General features: G+C 37.9%; 14 protein-coding genes. All 14 read right to left on the bottom strand.

The window, feature by feature from the left end; all coding sequences use genetic code 11:
* Window positions 1-117: 117 nt before the first annotated feature.
* The 14 genes from sigE to AC1FXP_RS07085 all read right to left on the bottom strand — a co-directional run bounded on the left by sigE (window position 118) and on the right by AC1FXP_RS07085 (window position 15073).
* Window positions 118-831, bottom strand: a complete 714-nt coding sequence (sigE, locus tag AC1FXP_RS07150; protein WP_035662472.1) for an RNA polymerase sporulation sigma factor SigE — start codon at window positions 829-831, stop codon at window positions 118-120.
* A gap of 24 nt (window positions 832-855) precedes the next feature.
* Window positions 856-1782 carry a sigma-E processing peptidase SpoIIGA gene (gene spoIIGA / locus AC1FXP_RS07145; RefSeq protein WP_480059808.1) on the bottom strand — a complete coding sequence of 309 codons (927 nt, stop codon included), beginning with the start codon at window positions 1780-1782 and terminating at the stop codon, window positions 856-858.
* A 379-nt stretch (window positions 1783-2161) separates the two neighbouring features.
* The gene (ftsZ, locus tag AC1FXP_RS07140) at window positions 2162-3298 is read right to left on the bottom strand and encodes a cell division protein FtsZ (RefSeq protein WP_480059806.1); all 1137 of its coding nucleotides are present in this window, start codon (window positions 3296-3298) and stop codon (window positions 2162-2164) included.
* A gap of 38 nt (window positions 3299-3336) precedes the next feature.
* Complete coding sequence (gene ftsA, locus AC1FXP_RS07135) at window positions 3337-4617, bottom strand: cell division protein FtsA (RefSeq protein WP_480059804.1); 1281 nt, start codon at window positions 4615-4617, stop codon at window positions 3337-3339.
* 201 nt (window positions 4618-4818) lie between these two features.
* Window positions 4819-5169 (bottom strand): small basic family protein, encoded by a 351-nt coding sequence (locus tag AC1FXP_RS07130; protein WP_480059802.1) that lies wholly within the window; start codon window positions 5167-5169, stop codon window positions 4819-4821.
* A gap of 3 nt (window positions 5170-5172) precedes the next feature.
* A complete protein-coding gene (locus AC1FXP_RS07125) occupies window positions 5173-5883 on the bottom strand; it encodes a DUF881 domain-containing protein (RefSeq protein WP_480059800.1) in 711 nt (236 codons plus the stop codon).
* Between the two features lie 4 nt (window positions 5884-5887).
* On the bottom strand, window positions 5888-6604 hold the full coding sequence (locus AC1FXP_RS07120; protein ID WP_480059798.1) for a DUF881 domain-containing protein: 717 nt from the start codon (window positions 6602-6604) through the stop codon (window positions 5888-5890).
* Window positions 6588-7367: a cell division protein FtsQ/DivIB gene (locus AC1FXP_RS07115; protein WP_480059796.1), complete on the bottom strand. Its 780-nt coding sequence runs from the start codon at window positions 7365-7367 to the stop codon at window positions 6588-6590. Before AC1FXP_RS07115 ends, AC1FXP_RS07120 begins: the two co-directional genes overlap by 17 nt.
* A 188-nt stretch (window positions 7368-7555) precedes the next feature.
* The gene (gene murB / locus AC1FXP_RS07110; RefSeq protein ID WP_480059794.1) at window positions 7556-8473 is read right to left on the bottom strand and encodes a UDP-N-acetylmuramate dehydrogenase; all 918 of its coding nucleotides are present in this window, start codon (window positions 8471-8473) and stop codon (window positions 7556-7558) included.
* Window positions 8474-8549: 76 nt separating this feature from the next.
* Window positions 8550-9641, bottom strand: coding sequence for an undecaprenyldiphospho-muramoylpentapeptide beta-N-acetylglucosaminyltransferase (gene murG, locus AC1FXP_RS07105; RefSeq protein ID WP_480059792.1), 1092 nt, complete (start codon window positions 9639-9641; stop codon window positions 8550-8552).
* 235 nt (window positions 9642-9876) lie between these two features.
* Window positions 9877-10974: a stage V sporulation protein E gene (gene spoVE / locus AC1FXP_RS07100; RefSeq protein ID WP_480059790.1), complete on the bottom strand. Its 1098-nt coding sequence runs from the start codon at window positions 10972-10974 to the stop codon at window positions 9877-9879.
* 138 nt (window positions 10975-11112) lie between these two features.
* Window positions 11113-12480 (bottom strand): UDP-N-acetylmuramoyl-L-alanine--D-glutamate ligase, encoded by a 1368-nt coding sequence (gene murD, locus AC1FXP_RS07095; protein WP_480059788.1) that lies wholly within the window; start codon window positions 12478-12480, stop codon window positions 11113-11115.
* Complete coding sequence (gene mraY, locus AC1FXP_RS07090; RefSeq protein WP_480059822.1) at window positions 12480-13454, bottom strand: phospho-N-acetylmuramoyl-pentapeptide-transferase; 975 nt, start codon at window positions 13452-13454, stop codon at window positions 12480-12482. The genes murD and mraY overlap by 1 nt, the downstream gene beginning before the upstream one ends.
* 158 nt (window positions 13455-13612) lie before the next feature.
* Complete coding sequence (locus AC1FXP_RS07085) at window positions 13613-15073, bottom strand: UDP-N-acetylmuramoyl-L-alanyl-D-glutamate--2,6-diaminopimelate ligase (protein WP_480059820.1); 1461 nt, start codon at window positions 15071-15073, stop codon at window positions 13613-13615.
* Between the last annotated feature and the right edge of the window lie 36 nt (window positions 15074-15109).

The following is a 15109-nucleotide window of genomic DNA, read 5'->3' as shown; positions in this document are numbered from 1 at the left end:
CCACTCGCTGCGCGCCTAAAGGAGAAACCCACTCCTTTAGGCTTAAAACATTGCAGCGGCTACGCACATTGCTTCGAGCTTAGGAAAAAAGGGAAGGGCGCCCTTTTTTCCTAAGCTCTATACCATCTTATTAAATTCTTTCTGTAATCTTTTAATTATTCTTTTTTCTAATCGTGAAATGTAGGATTGCGAAATTCCTAACATGTCGGCTACGTCTTTTTGTGTTTTTTCTTCATCACCAGCTAGTCCAAACCTTAGTTCCATAATTTGTTTTTCACGATCATTTAACGTATGCAAAGCTTTGACCAAAAGTCTTCTATCTACTTTTTCTTCAATTCCTCTTGTAATAATGTCCTCCTCTGTACCTAATACGTCTGAAAGCAGAAGTTCATTACCATCCCAATCAATGTTTAACGGTTCATCAAAAGATACTTCAGAGCGTGTTTTATTGTTTCTTCGTAAATACATTAAAATTTCATTCTCAATACATCTTGATGCATATGTTGCTAGTTTAATTTTCTTTTCTGGATTAAAGGTATTAACAGCTTTAATTAATCCAATTGTTCCGATGCTAATTAAGTCTTCAATATTAATTCCCGTGTTCTCAAACTTACGAGCAATATACACAACTAAGCGTAGATTACGTTCAATCAGCATTGAGCGAACAGCCTTATCACCAGAAGGTAGTTTCTTCAAAAGGACAGCTTCTTCTTCTTTTGATAGAGGTGGTGGTAAGGCTTCACTTCCACCTATGTAATAAATTTCATCAGCTTTCATTCCAAGGCGATACATTAATTTGTACCACAATAAGGTTAGTTTTAGCTTTAGCATGTTGTGTGCCTCCTAATTACTTGATTATGCTAGCTTATCAGTGGAAACACCGAGTACTAACTTTGGATGAACGATACAATTGAATACCCCATCAGGAGATAACTCCTTTTCTTGTAATCCTAGCAAGACATTAGTTGTTTCAAACTGTTCTTCTTGATGAAAAATCTTAATCTTATCTGGTCTCAGTCCCGTTATAAAAGGCTGTGATTGACCAATTACTCGGTACGGGATAATGCAAGCACGTTCTAGTAAATTCTGCTCTCCTCCCTCTTGTGCATGTTCGTGAAAGTGTACGATATGATTGACTGATTGTTCCGAAAAGAAGGGGTACAATAGTTTGGCCTCAATAATCATTACTGGTTTCTTTGTTAACGGGTCAGTTAATTGATTTCCACTATCGATAAGCCCTTTTGTTCTAAACGTATAGCCAGCTATCGTAATGTCTACATCTACAATTTGATCATATTGAACACGCTTCATTTCAATCGTCTCAAAACGATGCTTCGAAAAATACCAAATTAACGGAAACCCAATCAGAACAAATACCCAACTTATTCCACTACCAAAATAACCGGAATTCACTTGAACCATTCCATCTAAAACATCAATTTCGGTATGCCAGAAATAATGTAAGGCAAACAACCCTCCTCCTGTCATAAATGCAACAAAATAAAACATTAGCAAACCCTGTAAAAAGTATTGCAACCTCCTATACCCAAATGCAATAAATACAATAACTGCTGAATAAAGAAACTTCATCCAAGGCTCGTTAAATAATGATGCAATCGGACTGAACATCAAAAAAACAATTAGTGATGCGAACAGTGCTGCTAGGATCATTCGAATGTGATGGAACTGTCGCTTTAACACTAATGCCGTTAAAGCAATTAATAAATAGTCAATACAAAGATTCAGTAGCCAAATCACATCAATATATAAGGTCATATTCATCCTCACATCCATTGATTTGAAACAAGTATATTACACATTCTATTAAGAAGTCTGTCGCTTCATGACAAGCACGAGGGAGTTATTTTAGGAGATTTTTTGTATTATTGTCATCTTTTCAGTTGAGGAAATAATTGATTAATTCACGGCAATTTTTATGCAAAAAAGGGTTTATCCAAAAGGTATGATTTTCACCTTTTGGGATAAACCCGAAGCAATGTGCGGAGTCGCTACATCTTTTAAGAGCCTTGAGAGGAGTGGGGTACACATTCACGGCGAGAAGCAAACGGTCCATCTCTGTTCCTGACTTTGAACTGCACCCCAATTTTTATGCACAAAAAAGTATCTGCTCTATGCATAGAGCAGATACTTTAAAATCTAATTATCTATTTCTGTTTCTACGGTTGCGCAAGAATGTTGGAATATCCAACGTATCCGTTGGTTCTTGTGGCGTTTGACTTTGTTGAGTAAACCGTGATTCTTTTTGCTCCTCTTGTACAGGTGCTTGGTTGGTTTGTCCTTTTGACATTTTTGGTGACATCGGACGAGGATGTCCATTATTTTCAACATCATCAAAACCTGTTGCGATAACTGTAACAACAATTTCATCTTTTAGATTTTCATTAATTACAGAACCAAAAATCATATTTACTTCTTGATCAGAAGCAGCTGAGACTATTTCTGCAGCTTCATGAACTTCATACAATGATAGGTTCGATCCACCAGTAATGTTCATTAGTACACCCTGTGCACCATCAACTGATGTTTCAAGTAACGGACTTGATATTGCTTTTTTCGCTGCTTCACTTGCACGATTTTCACCAGTCGCAATTCCGATCCCCATTAACGCTGAACCTTTCTCACTCATAATCGTTTTCACATCAGCGAAGTCTAAGTTGATTAGCCCCGGTACAGCGATCAGATCCGAAATACCTTGTACACCTTGACGTAAAACATTATCTGCTTCTCTAAATGCTTCAAGCATCGGTGTGTTTTTATCGACAATTTCTAATAAGCGATCATTAGGTATAACAATTAATGTATCAACTTTTTCTTTAAGAGCTTGTATACCAGATGCTGCATGAGTTGAACGCTTGCGACCTTCAAATGTAAACGGTCTAGTAACAACACCAACTGTAAGAGCTCCTAATTCTTTAGCAACTTCAGCGATAACTGGCGCTGCCCCTGTACCTGTTCCACCACCCATTCCAGCAGTGATGAATACCATGTCTGCTCCTTGTAATACTGCTTCAAGCTGCTCTCGACTTTCTTCTGCTGCTTTTTTTCCGATATCTGGATTAGCTCCAGCACCTAAACCACGCGTGAGCTTCCCGCCAAGCTGTAGTTTTGCTTCTGCTTTTGATAGATGTAACGCTTGTGCATCAGTATTTACAGCAATAAATTCCACACCTTGTAATCCATTCTCTATCATACGGTTAACGGCATTGCTACCACCGCCGCCAACACCTATAACTTTAATTTGTGCTAATTGATCCATATCCATTTCAAACTCTAACATGTAAGGTCCCCCTAATCAGACTGTATCCCGTTCATTATCTATTCAAAAAAAACTTTAAACCAGTTCTTCATTTTACCCTTTGACTTCGTCTTCTCTTTCTTTGGTGCTGCCTGTGCTTCATTACGTTCTCGTTTCGGTTCTTCATATGCTTGATTTTCAGTCACGGAAGCAGCTACTTCTTTTCCTTGAACCTTTGCATTTTTATATGCAAATTGGATGAGACCAACACCTGTTGTATATTGAGGTTCACGCACCCCTAAATAATCTGGAACAGCCACACGAACATTAGCTTGTAGTAGTTCACTTGCTAGCTCTAATACACCAGGTATCATAACGGTACCGCCAGTTAATACATATCCGCTTGGAAAATCACGATAACCTAAACGACTCAATTCACGGAAAATTAATTCAAACATTTCTTCAACTCTTGGTTCAATAATATGAGCTAGCTCATATTGTGAGAACTCTTCTGTATCTGAACGTCCAATCGTTGTCATATCAAAACGCTCTTCTTTTGAGGCATCATCAATATAGGCATGTCCATGTTTCGTTTTGATACGCTCAGCTTCTTCTGACGAAATACGTAGACCAACGGCAATATCATTAGTAATGTGGTCTCCACCTATTGGAAGTACGGTTGTATTTTGCAATGTGCCTTGTTCAAAAATAGAGATAGTAATGGAGCCACCACCAATATCAATCAAACAAACACCCAAACTTTTTTCATCTTTGGAAATAGCAACAGAACTTGTTGCTAAAGGTTGTAAGCATACCTCAGCAACTTGTAGACCTGCACGTTCAACACAGCGAAGCAGATTATGTAAAACCGTTTTCGAACCTGTAATAATCATACCTTCCATTTCAAGCCTTACACCTATCATACCACGCGGATCATTAATTTCATCAAGACCATCTACAATAAACTGCTTAGGTATAACATCAATAATCTCACGCTCAGGCGGGATCGAGAGTACTTGAGATGCATCTATCACACGAGTGATATCTTCATCACCAATTTCTCTATCCGGACTAGAAACAGCTACTACTCCATGACAAGGTTGTAACTGAATATGATTGCCATTAACTCCAACTACCACTTGTTTGATTGAAAGTCCGACCATTCGCTCAGCTTGGTCTACTGCTCTGCGTATAGATTGAACTGTTTCATCAATATCAACAATTGAGCCTTTTTTTATCCCTTCAGAGTTTGCTTTGCCAACTCCAATAATATTCATCGTTCCATTTGACATTTCACCAATGATCACTCTGACATTGGATGTACCGATGTCTAAACTTACGTATATCTCGTTGCTGTTCAATCTATGGCACCTCCTCGTGTAATCAACCGCGTCAATTTAAGTTTAACAATAAGTATAGCTTTTAAGAATTAGCGATTTTAACATATATTCATAGATTATAGACTAATTCAACACTCGATACTATTATCCTTTTAATAAACGCCGTTTTTCTAATTTTTTTCTGTTTTTTCACGCATTTTCATAAGTTTCCTTTTATCTTTGTTATTTTTGGTGACTTGCCTGCCATTTAGAAAGCAGCATTCGACGTATCACTGCAATATTATTAAAAAGACGAACACCAAAAGCAAAGATCGCTGCTAGGTATAAGTCTACACCAAGATGAACCCCTAGAAAAGCTAAACCTGCAGCTAAAAGAATATTAAAGAAAAAACCTGATAAAAATACATTTGAATCAAAAGTATTTTGTAAAAAAGCTCGAATTCCACCAAACAGTGTATCTAAAGCTGCCAATAATGCTATGGACAAATAGCTTGAATACTCAGCCGGCACACGAAATTCAGTCATTAATCCTAATAAAACCCCAATAATTAATCCAACTATCGGTAGCCACATCGATTACCCCTCCTTTACTTCTTCCATATAGCGAACTCGTCTTGTTTGATCATATGCTGGTATTTCCACTTCTTCGGCTTTCTCGATCGTTAAAGAAAACCCTCTGATCTCCAAGTATTCAATCGAAGCAGATACGACCATATGATTGTGAAGACTCTCCGACTTATCTGAAAGAACTTTCACCTGCAATGGAAGAGGTGGTAATCGGCGGTTATTTAAATAGGTTATTTCATTAACATCTCGAAAAGCAGAAGTAGTAATGATTCTCTCTGCCCCAACTGCAATCTCTTCCGCTCCGTAAATGTTTAATTCATTTACGAGATAACGAAGTACCTCGGAAGGAGGAGAACGCTTTGCTTGTCCAACAAATTGATCGTTATAAAGCGAATCAATTGTAATAATAATCCCCTCGCCACGTGTTTCCTCAAGTCCCGCTTCTATTCTTAGATCTTCAATCTGCTGAGAAAGAACTTCTGTGACATCTTCTTCTCTATTATCCATAGATCTTTCATACTGTAACAAAAGGGCTTGCGTCTTATCAATTTCACTATTTAGCTGCTGCCTTCGCTCTTGTTCTGTTAGTAATTCTCTCCTGAGTTCACGAATATCTCTTGTATCTCGAATAACGGGCTCTTGTGTTGTTTGAAATTGAATTGCCAACATTAATCCGATAATAAAGGTTACTATAGTAAAAATCCACTTTATATTATTCATCTTTTCACCCTCTTTCAGACAAGTGCGGTTCTAGTGTGAGGGTGCTTTTCTTTTGAATTCTTACTGTTACCTCGTCATTTACAAGCTGCTGTTGGACACCACCCGGCAATGTTAAAGCTGATTCTAGATGATCAGAATCACCAATAGCAGTGATCACAAAAGGAGCTGACGACGTATTGCCGTCCACTCGAATGACCGGTCCTGTACATTGAATATAGGACTGATGCGATAGCCTAAACCCATTTATAGCCACCGCCTCTGCTCCTGCAACAAAAAGCTCATGAACAACTCGTTGAATATGAAACTCGTGGACAATATAATCATTTGGATTCGCGCCATCAGGTAGATAATCAGAATCTTCAAGTGCTATTTCAATCCCCGGCCCTTGTACTGGTACTTGGCCGACTAGTTTTCGCAGCCTTTCAATATCTTCAAGTAAATTTATTGCTTTTACTTCTTGTTCTTCGTCCAATGAAGCAAGATTATTTTCAAGCTCTCTGATTTCAGCCTGATATAATCGCAAATCCTCTTGTAACTTGCGATTTGTCGTCTGTTCCATAATTACTTGGTTTCTAAGTTCATCTTCAATTTCCCATTGTCTTTCGAAACCTGGTAAAAGTGCCGAACTCCTTTCGCTCGTTATCTCATAACTTAATGCCAAGATAAATCCAGTTACAAGCAAGACGAAGGATAGAATAATATGTTTACCCTTCACCTTCACTATCTGTCTCCTCCTCCGTAATAAATTCCTCAAAGTAAGGACTCATCCGCAAGTGAAGAATCCCTTGTTTTTCTCGATCAAGTTCCTTAACGATTGAAGGATAAGGAGCTATATACTCCGAAAAGTTTCGAATGGATGTATGTACCTCAATGCCATCAGTCATAAATAATACGATAGAAAGGGTATCGCTGTCTGTTGGTTCATATACAATTTCCGATATTCTCTCAATTAACTGACTCGGAACTTTTTGCAGTTCCGCAGAAAGCTCTGCTAATTGCTCTCCTTGAGAGAATTCAACCAGCAATGGGGCATCAGATGGAAATTCTTGCCGTGGCAACTCATCTAAATATTGTCCCGTCTCTAGAATAGGAAAGTATTTATCATCTTGGAAAAGATAACCAATCCTTGAATGTTCTTCAACAGAAATTTTTACTGTACTAGGCAGCTTTCTCTCAATCTGTACATCACGAATGACAACATGTTGGATCATTCGTTCAATGACTGCTTCACTTTCAAGGTTCCACATGCTTGTCCCAGTTGTTATTTGACTGAGATCTGTCAGTTCCTCATCTGAAACAAAGTGATTTCCTTCAACAACGATATTTCTAACATGACTTAGCGGCGATTGAAAATAGACCATTAGCAATAAGAGTAAGAAAAAGAAAGATAAAAAAAACAGCAAACGTCGATTAGCACGCTGCTTTCGCTGCTCTTTCAGCGATGGAATTCGTTCATTAATCGTAACTACCTTTTCCTTGCTCATACCTTCTCCTCCGCCCACGTCAACAATCATAAAGTTAGATCTTTTTTCTCTTTTATCCTTGCCTTATTCCTAGTAAACCCCTAGAAAGGGCTCCTTCCACTCTCCCTATAGGATTGTGAAAGGAGTAGTGACAATTAATCCTCTTATTTGTTTAATTGTAACATATTTACTAATGAAAATAATCTAATTTACTCGTTTTCTTTTGGGCGTCCAATCATTTCTACTTCCGTCTCAATTTCAATATTATGCTTTGATTTTATCGTTTCTTTTACATGGTTAATTAAATTAATTACATCTTCTGCTTTTGCATCATCAATATTTACAATAAAATTTGCATGCATAGTTGAAATTTGAGCACCACCAATTTGAAACCCTTTTAAGCCAGATTCCTCTATTAATTGTCCGGCATAATTAGGGAGCGGATTCCGAAAGACGCTTCCACAAGTAGGGTGTTTCCAAGGTTGAGACTCACGGCGATAATCTTTGTTTGCTTGCATATGTTTGACTATCTCCTCTTTTCCTCCCTTTTTTAATTGGAAAACAGCCTCAACACATATCCCACTTTCCTGTTGAAGGCGAGACGTCCTGTAAGAAAACCCCATGTCTTTTCCTTTTATCCACTCTAGTCTTCCATCTGGAAAAAGAATGAGAGCTTCTTTTAAGATGTTTGAGATATCTGACCCGTGTGCTCCTGCATTCATAAATACGGCACCACCGATAGATCCTGGTATGCCACCAGCAAACTCTAGCCCCGAGAGCCCTTCACGACTTATAATTGTAGCAAGCTTAATAAGAGGATAGCCTCCTCCTACTTTAATTGTTTCACCATCAATTTCAAGATTATCCATTCCTTTTCCGAGCTTGATGACAACACCTTCAATCCCACCGTCAGCCACTAATAAGTTCGATCCCCTTCCAATAACTCTCCAGGGAACATTATGAATAGTAATTAATTCCATAAGACGTTTTAAACTTTCGAGACTATCTGGTTCAATCAAAACATCAGCCGGCCCGCCGATCTTCCAAGTTGTATGATTAGAAAGAGGTTCTCTTTCCTTTACAACTCCAAAATTCTCTTTTTGAATTGCTTCTATAAAATGCTTCATATTACGTTCCCTCTTTTCATGCTACAAGAAGTTATAATTTCTTATATACCTATTTTCAACTTATGCACTTACCTATTTATCGTGCCGTTTCCGTTAGTAGCTGATAGACATTATTCGCAGCTAATGGTACACCAAGTTCCTTTGCAGCTAAATGCATTTCATTCCATTTCTTAGTAACAGTTAACACACTATCAATATCTTTTTGTAATCTTTCACCATTCATATCTTGTTCTTTTACTACAATGGCAGCTCCGCTAGTTTTTAATGCATTAGCATTTTTTTCTTGATGATTATTTGTGACGTATGGACTTGGTATTAAGATACTTGGTAAACCAAGTGCAGTAATTTCTGCAAGCGTCGTCGCACCTGCTCTAGCAACAATTAAGTCAATAGCACCTAATACATCGGGCATATTATGAATAAATGGTTTAATAATCACATTATCTGATTCGTTAGACCCCTTAACCTTTTCCATTACCGCATCATAATGAACCGCTCCTGTTACATACACGACTTGATAATCTTTTTTCGACCATTCATCAATAACAGATAGAAAAGCATCGTTAATAGGTCTAGCTCCCCTGCTTCCCCCAACTATTAATACCGTTTTTTTATTAGGGTTAAGGTTTAAAGATTCTCTTCCGGCTTCAGGATTAATATTCAATACATCTGATGCTCTTGGATTACCCGTGAACACTACCTTCTCTTTAGGAAAAAATTGCTTCGCTTCTTCGAAACAAATAGCAACACGATCCACATACTTGCTCAAGAATTTATTTGTTAGGCCTGGCACGCTATTTTGTTCATGGATCACTGTGGGTATCTTTAACTTTGCTGCAGCAAAAACGACAGGTCCACAAACATACCCACCTGTTCCTATCACAACATCTGGCTTAAATTTATTTATTAATTGCTTAGCACGTCTTGCCCCTGTCAAAAAACGAGTGACCGTTTTAAAGTTTTCAAATGAGAGTTTACGTTTAAAACCGGTAATATGTATGGTTTCAAATGGAATGCCCTCTCTAGGTACAATTTCGGCTTCTAACCCCTTTTCTGTCCCGATATAAAGGATCTCTGCATTTTTATGATTTTTTTTTATCTCTTTAATTAAAGATAAGGCAGGATAAATATGCCCCCCTGTACCTCCACCGCTTACAACTACTCTCATTGGCTTCCTCCCAAAAATACATTAATAATACCATTTTATCATGATCAGAACTTGTATTATACACGAAACCTGTTAGTTTTTTCAGCCTTCCGCTATCTTTCATACTTTCCCACGAATATTTAACTTATGTAATATTTTGATTTCAAATCGTAATTTTCTGTTCATCGTAAAAAAGCTAACTCTATATAGTTGTGACCCTCATATCATCTAGAGTCACAACTATTTGAGATAACCATTATCTTACATATCGACTTATATTTAGTAATACCCCAATTGATACGAGCATGAGTGTTAATGACGAACCACCATAACTAAGCAAAGGCAGCGTAATACCTGTAACAGGCATTAACCCTGTAACAACACCGACATTAATCATGACTTGAATGGCGACCATCGAGATAATCCCAACAGCTAAAAAGCTTCCAAATAAATCTGGTGCCCCTAAAGCGATTCTTATCCCTCGCCATAGTAATATACCAAATAAAAATAAGACAATGAACCCACCTATAAAGCCAAGTTCTTCTGCTAATATTGCAAAAATAAAATCAGTTTGCGGTTCTGGTAAATAGAAATATTTTTGTCTACTTTCGCCAAGGCCCATTCCCATTAAGCCGCCAGGACCAATCGCATAGAGGGATTGAATAATTTGAAACCCACTTCCTAAAGGATCGGACCATGGATCTAAAAATGAAGTAATCCTTTTAATACGGTATGGAGCTGAGGCTATTAACGCAACAAAACCAGCAAGTCCAGCTACACCAAGCCAAGCAAAATGGCTAAGCCTTGCACCAGCAACAAATATCATAATTACGCAAGTTCCTACCATAACCGCGCCTGTCCCTAAATCTGGTTGCAACATAATCATACCAAATGCGACCATAACAAGGGATAGTGAAGGAACAAGCCCTTGTTTAAACGAAACGATTTTCTTCTGGTTTTCGGATAAATACTTTGCAAGAAAAGCGATCATTGCCATTTTCATAAATTCAGAAGGTTGAATAGAAAAAGCCCCTACTCCCAACCAACTTCTCGCCCCACCTCGGACAAGCCCCACTCCTGGGATAAGAACTATGACAAGCAAAATAAAACAAGTAATAATAATGACCTTTGACCAAGTACGCCACGTCCAATAATCAACCCGCATGACAAATAGCATCGCGATAACCCCAACTCCCGCAAAAAAGAGTTGCCGTTTTGCAAAGAAAAACGAATCATCAAACCTATAACTTGCCCACGCAGCACTTGCACTATAAACCATTATTAGTCCAATCGTTAAAAGTGTAATTGTTGTAAACATTAGGACATAATCTGGTGCTGATCTCGTTTTTGGCATTCCTAAACACCTCATCTAACACGATTTAAGTTTTGTTACACTGTACAACCCCTCAACTTAAAGGTATGCATGAGTTCCATAAAACATGTCCAGCATAATGAAAAAAGGCCGACTCAAACATTTGAGTTGACCTTTTTCTTATGATTGTAACGTTGTTTCAAGGCTTTTCACTGCCTCAACAAACCTTTCTCCTCTTTCTTCAAACGTCTTATATTGATCCCAACTCGCACACGCTGGTGAAAGCAATATAACGTCTCCTTCATCTGATTTTTCAAAGGCAGCCAAAACAGCTTCCTGCATTCCATCAGCATAAACAATCGTCTTTACGTTGGCTTCCTCTGCTGTTTTTGCTAGTTTGTCTTTCGTTTCTCCAAATGTGATTAGTGCTTTAACGTTTCCTAAAGATGGCAACAAATCATCAAAGTCATTTCCACGGTCTAGACCACCAGCTAAAAGTACAATTGGTTGGCTAAAAGCTTCTAAAGCCTTTTGAGAAGCCAAAATATTTGTTGCTTTTGAATCATTGAAAAACCTTCTATCTTTATACTCTGTTACAAATTGCAACCTATGTTCAACACCACTAAATGTTTGTAAGACATGCCGAACTTGCTGCAAACGAGATCCTAGCGTTAAAGCAGCTCCAATGGCCGCTAAAATATTTTCAAGGTTATGTGCACCAGGTAATACAATAGAATCTAATGAAATAATTGATTGTCCATTAAAATAAATAGAGTCCTGTTGAATACATAAACCCTTTGAAAGTCTTTGTTTTACAGAAAAAGGAATGAGCGTTGCGCTACTTCCTTTTGCAATCTTACTAACAATTGGGTCATCCATATTATAGACAAGATAATCTTCTTTTGATTGGTTTGCCGTAATTTTTGCCTTTGCTAAACTATATTCATCTTTCGTGCCATGGTAGTCAAGGTGGGCATCAAATAAGTTTAAGAAGACGCTCACTTTTGGCTTAAATTGTTCCGTTCCAAGTAATTGAAATGAGGAAACTTCCAAAACTATAACTTGACTATTCGTTGCCTTTTCAGCCACTTCGCACGCGACAGTTCCAATATTTCCAGCAATTAGAGGCTCTCGATCACTCGTTTTAAGCATTTCATGAATTAATGTTGTCGTTGTCGTTTTGCCATTTGATCCTGTTATTGCCACGATTTCAGCCTCACTGATTAATGAAGCAATCTCAATCTCAGTAACTACAGACAACCCTCTATGTATAGCCTCTTTGATGATCGGATTTGAGTAGGGTATTCCTGGATTTTTTACAACTAAGTCAAGATTTCCATCTAAAAGTGATAGCGGATGATGCCCACAAACCACTTCAATTCCAAGTTTCTCAAGCTCCTTTGCTTGTTGATTCTCCTCATATCGTTTGGCATCATTTACAACAACCGCAGCTCCTAGTTTGTGAAGAAGCCTAGCAGCAGCCTCTCCGCTTTTCGCTAGCCCTACTACCAATATTTTCTTCCCTTTAAATAAATCATTTGATTTCATTACAACCACACCTCTAAATAGATTCCAAGCACAGCGAATACCATTCCAACAAACCAAAATGTTACAACGACACGCCATTCAGACCAACCTGAAAGCTCATAATGATGATGTAGAGGACTCATTTTAAAGATACGCTTCCCTCTCGTTTTAAAGGAGATTACTTGAATAATAACCGAAAGCGTCTCAATAACAAAAACCCCACCAATTAAGATAAGCAAAATTTCCATTTTTGTCATAATCGCAATGGCTGCAATTGCACCACCTAGCGCTAATGAGCCGGTATCACCCATAAAAACTTTAGCAGGGTGCGCATTGTATACAAGAAATCCCAAAACAGACCCAACTATAGCCGCACTAAAGATTGACACATCTATATAGCCGGTATGCCATGCAAGTACAGCAAATGCACCAAAAGCTATTGCTCCTGTTCCAGCAAGTAAACCATCTAATCCGTCTGTTAAGTTTACTGCATTTGACGCACCAACCAACATAACAATCACTAATGGTAAATACAGCCAACCAAGATCAATTGAAAAATTTGTTGCTGGAACATGAATTTCCGTTGAAAAATCCATTTGAATTAATCCAAAATAAAAAAGGATAGCGATAACTAATTGACCGGCTAATTTTTGTTTTGATGTTAAACCAAGGTTACGCTTTAGGACAACCTTAATAAAATCATCTAAAAACCCAACTACACCAAACCCAACAGTTACTAATAATAATAAAAGAATTTCCTGACTAAAAGACAAAAAGCGAGTTGAAATAAAAACTGTCGTTACAAGAACTGTCAAGACAATGACAATTCCTCCCATTGTTGGTGTACCACTTTTCTTTTGATGAGACTTTGGACCTTCCTCACGAATACTTTGCCCAAATTTAAGCCTTCTTAAAAAAGGAATAAAAATCGGGGACAGGAGGACAGCAATTAGAAATGAAGCCAGTAAGGTAAGAAGTAATACACGCTCTAACATCACTGATCATTCCTCCTTTCTTTACAACGAATAACCTTATTCATTTGTCATTATTTTTCTATTATTTAAGTTCAATGATTAAAGACTTTCCGTCTCTAATTATTGTTATCAACTACATGATAATGATATGTCTTTTCATACCAAAAATCTTAATTAGTCTATAAAGAGTTCTTTTCTAAGATTGCTTGGCGAGCTACTTCTCGATCATCAAAGTGAATCGTTTTATCACCAAGAATTTGATATGTTTCGTGTCCTTTCCCTGCAATCACGATGATGTCATCCTTCTTTGCCTCTTTAATTGCTTGTTTTATCGCTTTTTCACGGTCAATAATCACTTCATACTGGCCCTCTTTAACTCCTTCAGTCATATCTTTTAGGATTAATTCAGGATCTTCCGAACGAGGATTGTCTGAAGTGAAAATCGCTCTATCTGCATGTTCACACGCAATTTTCGCCATGACAGGACGTTTTGTTCGATCTCGATCTCCACCACAACCAACAATAGCAAAGATCTTTTTGGTAGCAAATTCTTTTACTGTTTTTAAAACATTTTCTAGACTATCAGCAGTATGTGCGTAATCTACAATAACAGTAAAATCTTGCCCTTCGTCTACGGTTTCGAAGCGGCCAGCTACTCCCTCTACATGATCTAAGCTTTCTTTAATTGAAGCAAGTGAGACGCCTGAAACAAAAGCAGTCGCGATAGCCGCAAGAGCATTGTATACACTAAACATCCCAATTAATTGCAATGAAATCTGTTCTTTTTTTCCAAAAGCCGTTAATTCAAAAGTTGTCCCTGAAGGACTCATTTTTATATTACTCGCTGTAAAGTCAGCTTTTTCTGTAACCCCATATGTAACAATGTCTACAGTAGTTAAACGAGCAATTTCTTTCGAAGCTGGATCGTCTGCATTCAAAACAGCTGTCTTATCTGAAAATGTGTTGCCTAATTGGGCAAAAAGTAACCCCTTTGCATACAAATATGCTTCCATCGTCTTATGATAATCTAAATGGTCTGGAGACAAATTTGTGAAGACAGCAACATCAAAGTCACACCCTCGTACCCGTCCTAAGTGTAGTGCGTGAGAAGAAACTTCCATCAACGTAACATCGACTTTTTCGTCTACCATTTCTTTAAATAACTTTTGTAATGGGAGCGACTCCGGAGTCGTATTTTTCGTTTCATATTGCTTCGATCCTATCTTTGTATACATCGTCCCAATTAAACCTGTTTTCCTCTTTGCATCTTGCATAACCTTTTCTATTAAATGAGTTACCGTTGTCTTTCCATTTGTTCCAGTTACACCAATCAACTGCAGCTTTTGCGTAGGATTATCATAGAAATGACAAGCTAGCTTTGCCATTGCTCTAAATGTATCAGGAACGATGATGACCGGAACAGACACAGAAAGAGGGCGTTCAGCGATAATCGCTACCGCCCCTTGACTTTCTGCTTGCTTCGCATAGTCATGCCCATCAACTGTATACCCTTTGATACAGAAGAATACGGTACCTTCCTTCACTTTTCTAGAATCCATTTCAAGAGATGTAACTTCAGGATTAGTATCACAATTATTGTCTTGAAACCTCAGCGGTACAAGGAGTTCTTGTAGTTTCATCATTCTTAAAACCTCTCAATTCATCCATTTCACTTT

It is taken from the genome of Halalkalibacter sp. HAAS-P013 (assembly GCF_056619925.1).
This window is presented reverse-complemented; position numbering and strand designations above follow the sequence as displayed.

Coding starts and splice junctions, on each gene's coding strand:
- sigE (WP_035662472.1), bottom strand. CDS start 831: ATGCTAAAGCTAAAACTAACCTTATTGTGGTACAAATTAATGTATCGC.
- spoIIGA (WP_480059808.1), bottom strand. CDS start 1,782: ATGAATATGACCTTATATATTGATGTGATTTGGCTACTGAATCTTTGT.
- ftsZ (WP_480059806.1), bottom strand. CDS start 3,298: ATGTTAGAGTTTGAAATGGATATGGATCAATTAGCACAAATTAAAGTT.
- AC1FXP_RS07130 (WP_480059802.1), bottom strand. CDS start 5,169: ATGTGGCTACCGATAGTTGGATTAATTATTGGGGTTTTATTAGGATTA.
- AC1FXP_RS07125 (WP_480059800.1), bottom strand. CDS start 5,883: ATGAATAATATAAAGTGGATTTTTACTATAGTAACCTTTATTATCGGA.
- AC1FXP_RS07115 (WP_480059796.1), bottom strand. CDS start 7,367: ATGAGCAAGGAAAAGGTAGTTACGATTAATGAACGAATTCCATCGCTG.
- murB (WP_480059794.1), bottom strand. CDS start 8,473: ATGAAGCATTTTATAGAAGCAATTCAAAAAGAGAATTTTGGAGTTGTA.
- murG (WP_480059792.1), bottom strand. CDS start 9,641: ATGAGAGTAGTTGTAAGCGGTGGAGGTACAGGGGGGCATATTTATCCT.
- spoVE (WP_480059790.1), bottom strand. CDS start 10,974: ATGCCAAAAACGAGATCAGCACCAGATTATGTCCTAATGTTTACAACA.
- murD (WP_480059788.1), bottom strand. CDS start 12,480: ATGAAATCAAATGATTTATTTAAAGGGAAGAAAATATTGGTAGTAGGG.
- mraY (WP_480059822.1), bottom strand. CDS start 13,454: ATGTTAGAGCGTGTATTACTTCTTACCTTACTGGCTTCATTTCTAATT.
- AC1FXP_RS07085 (WP_480059820.1), bottom strand. CDS start 15,073: ATGAAACTACAAGAACTCCTTGTACCGCTGAGGTTTCAAGACAATAAT.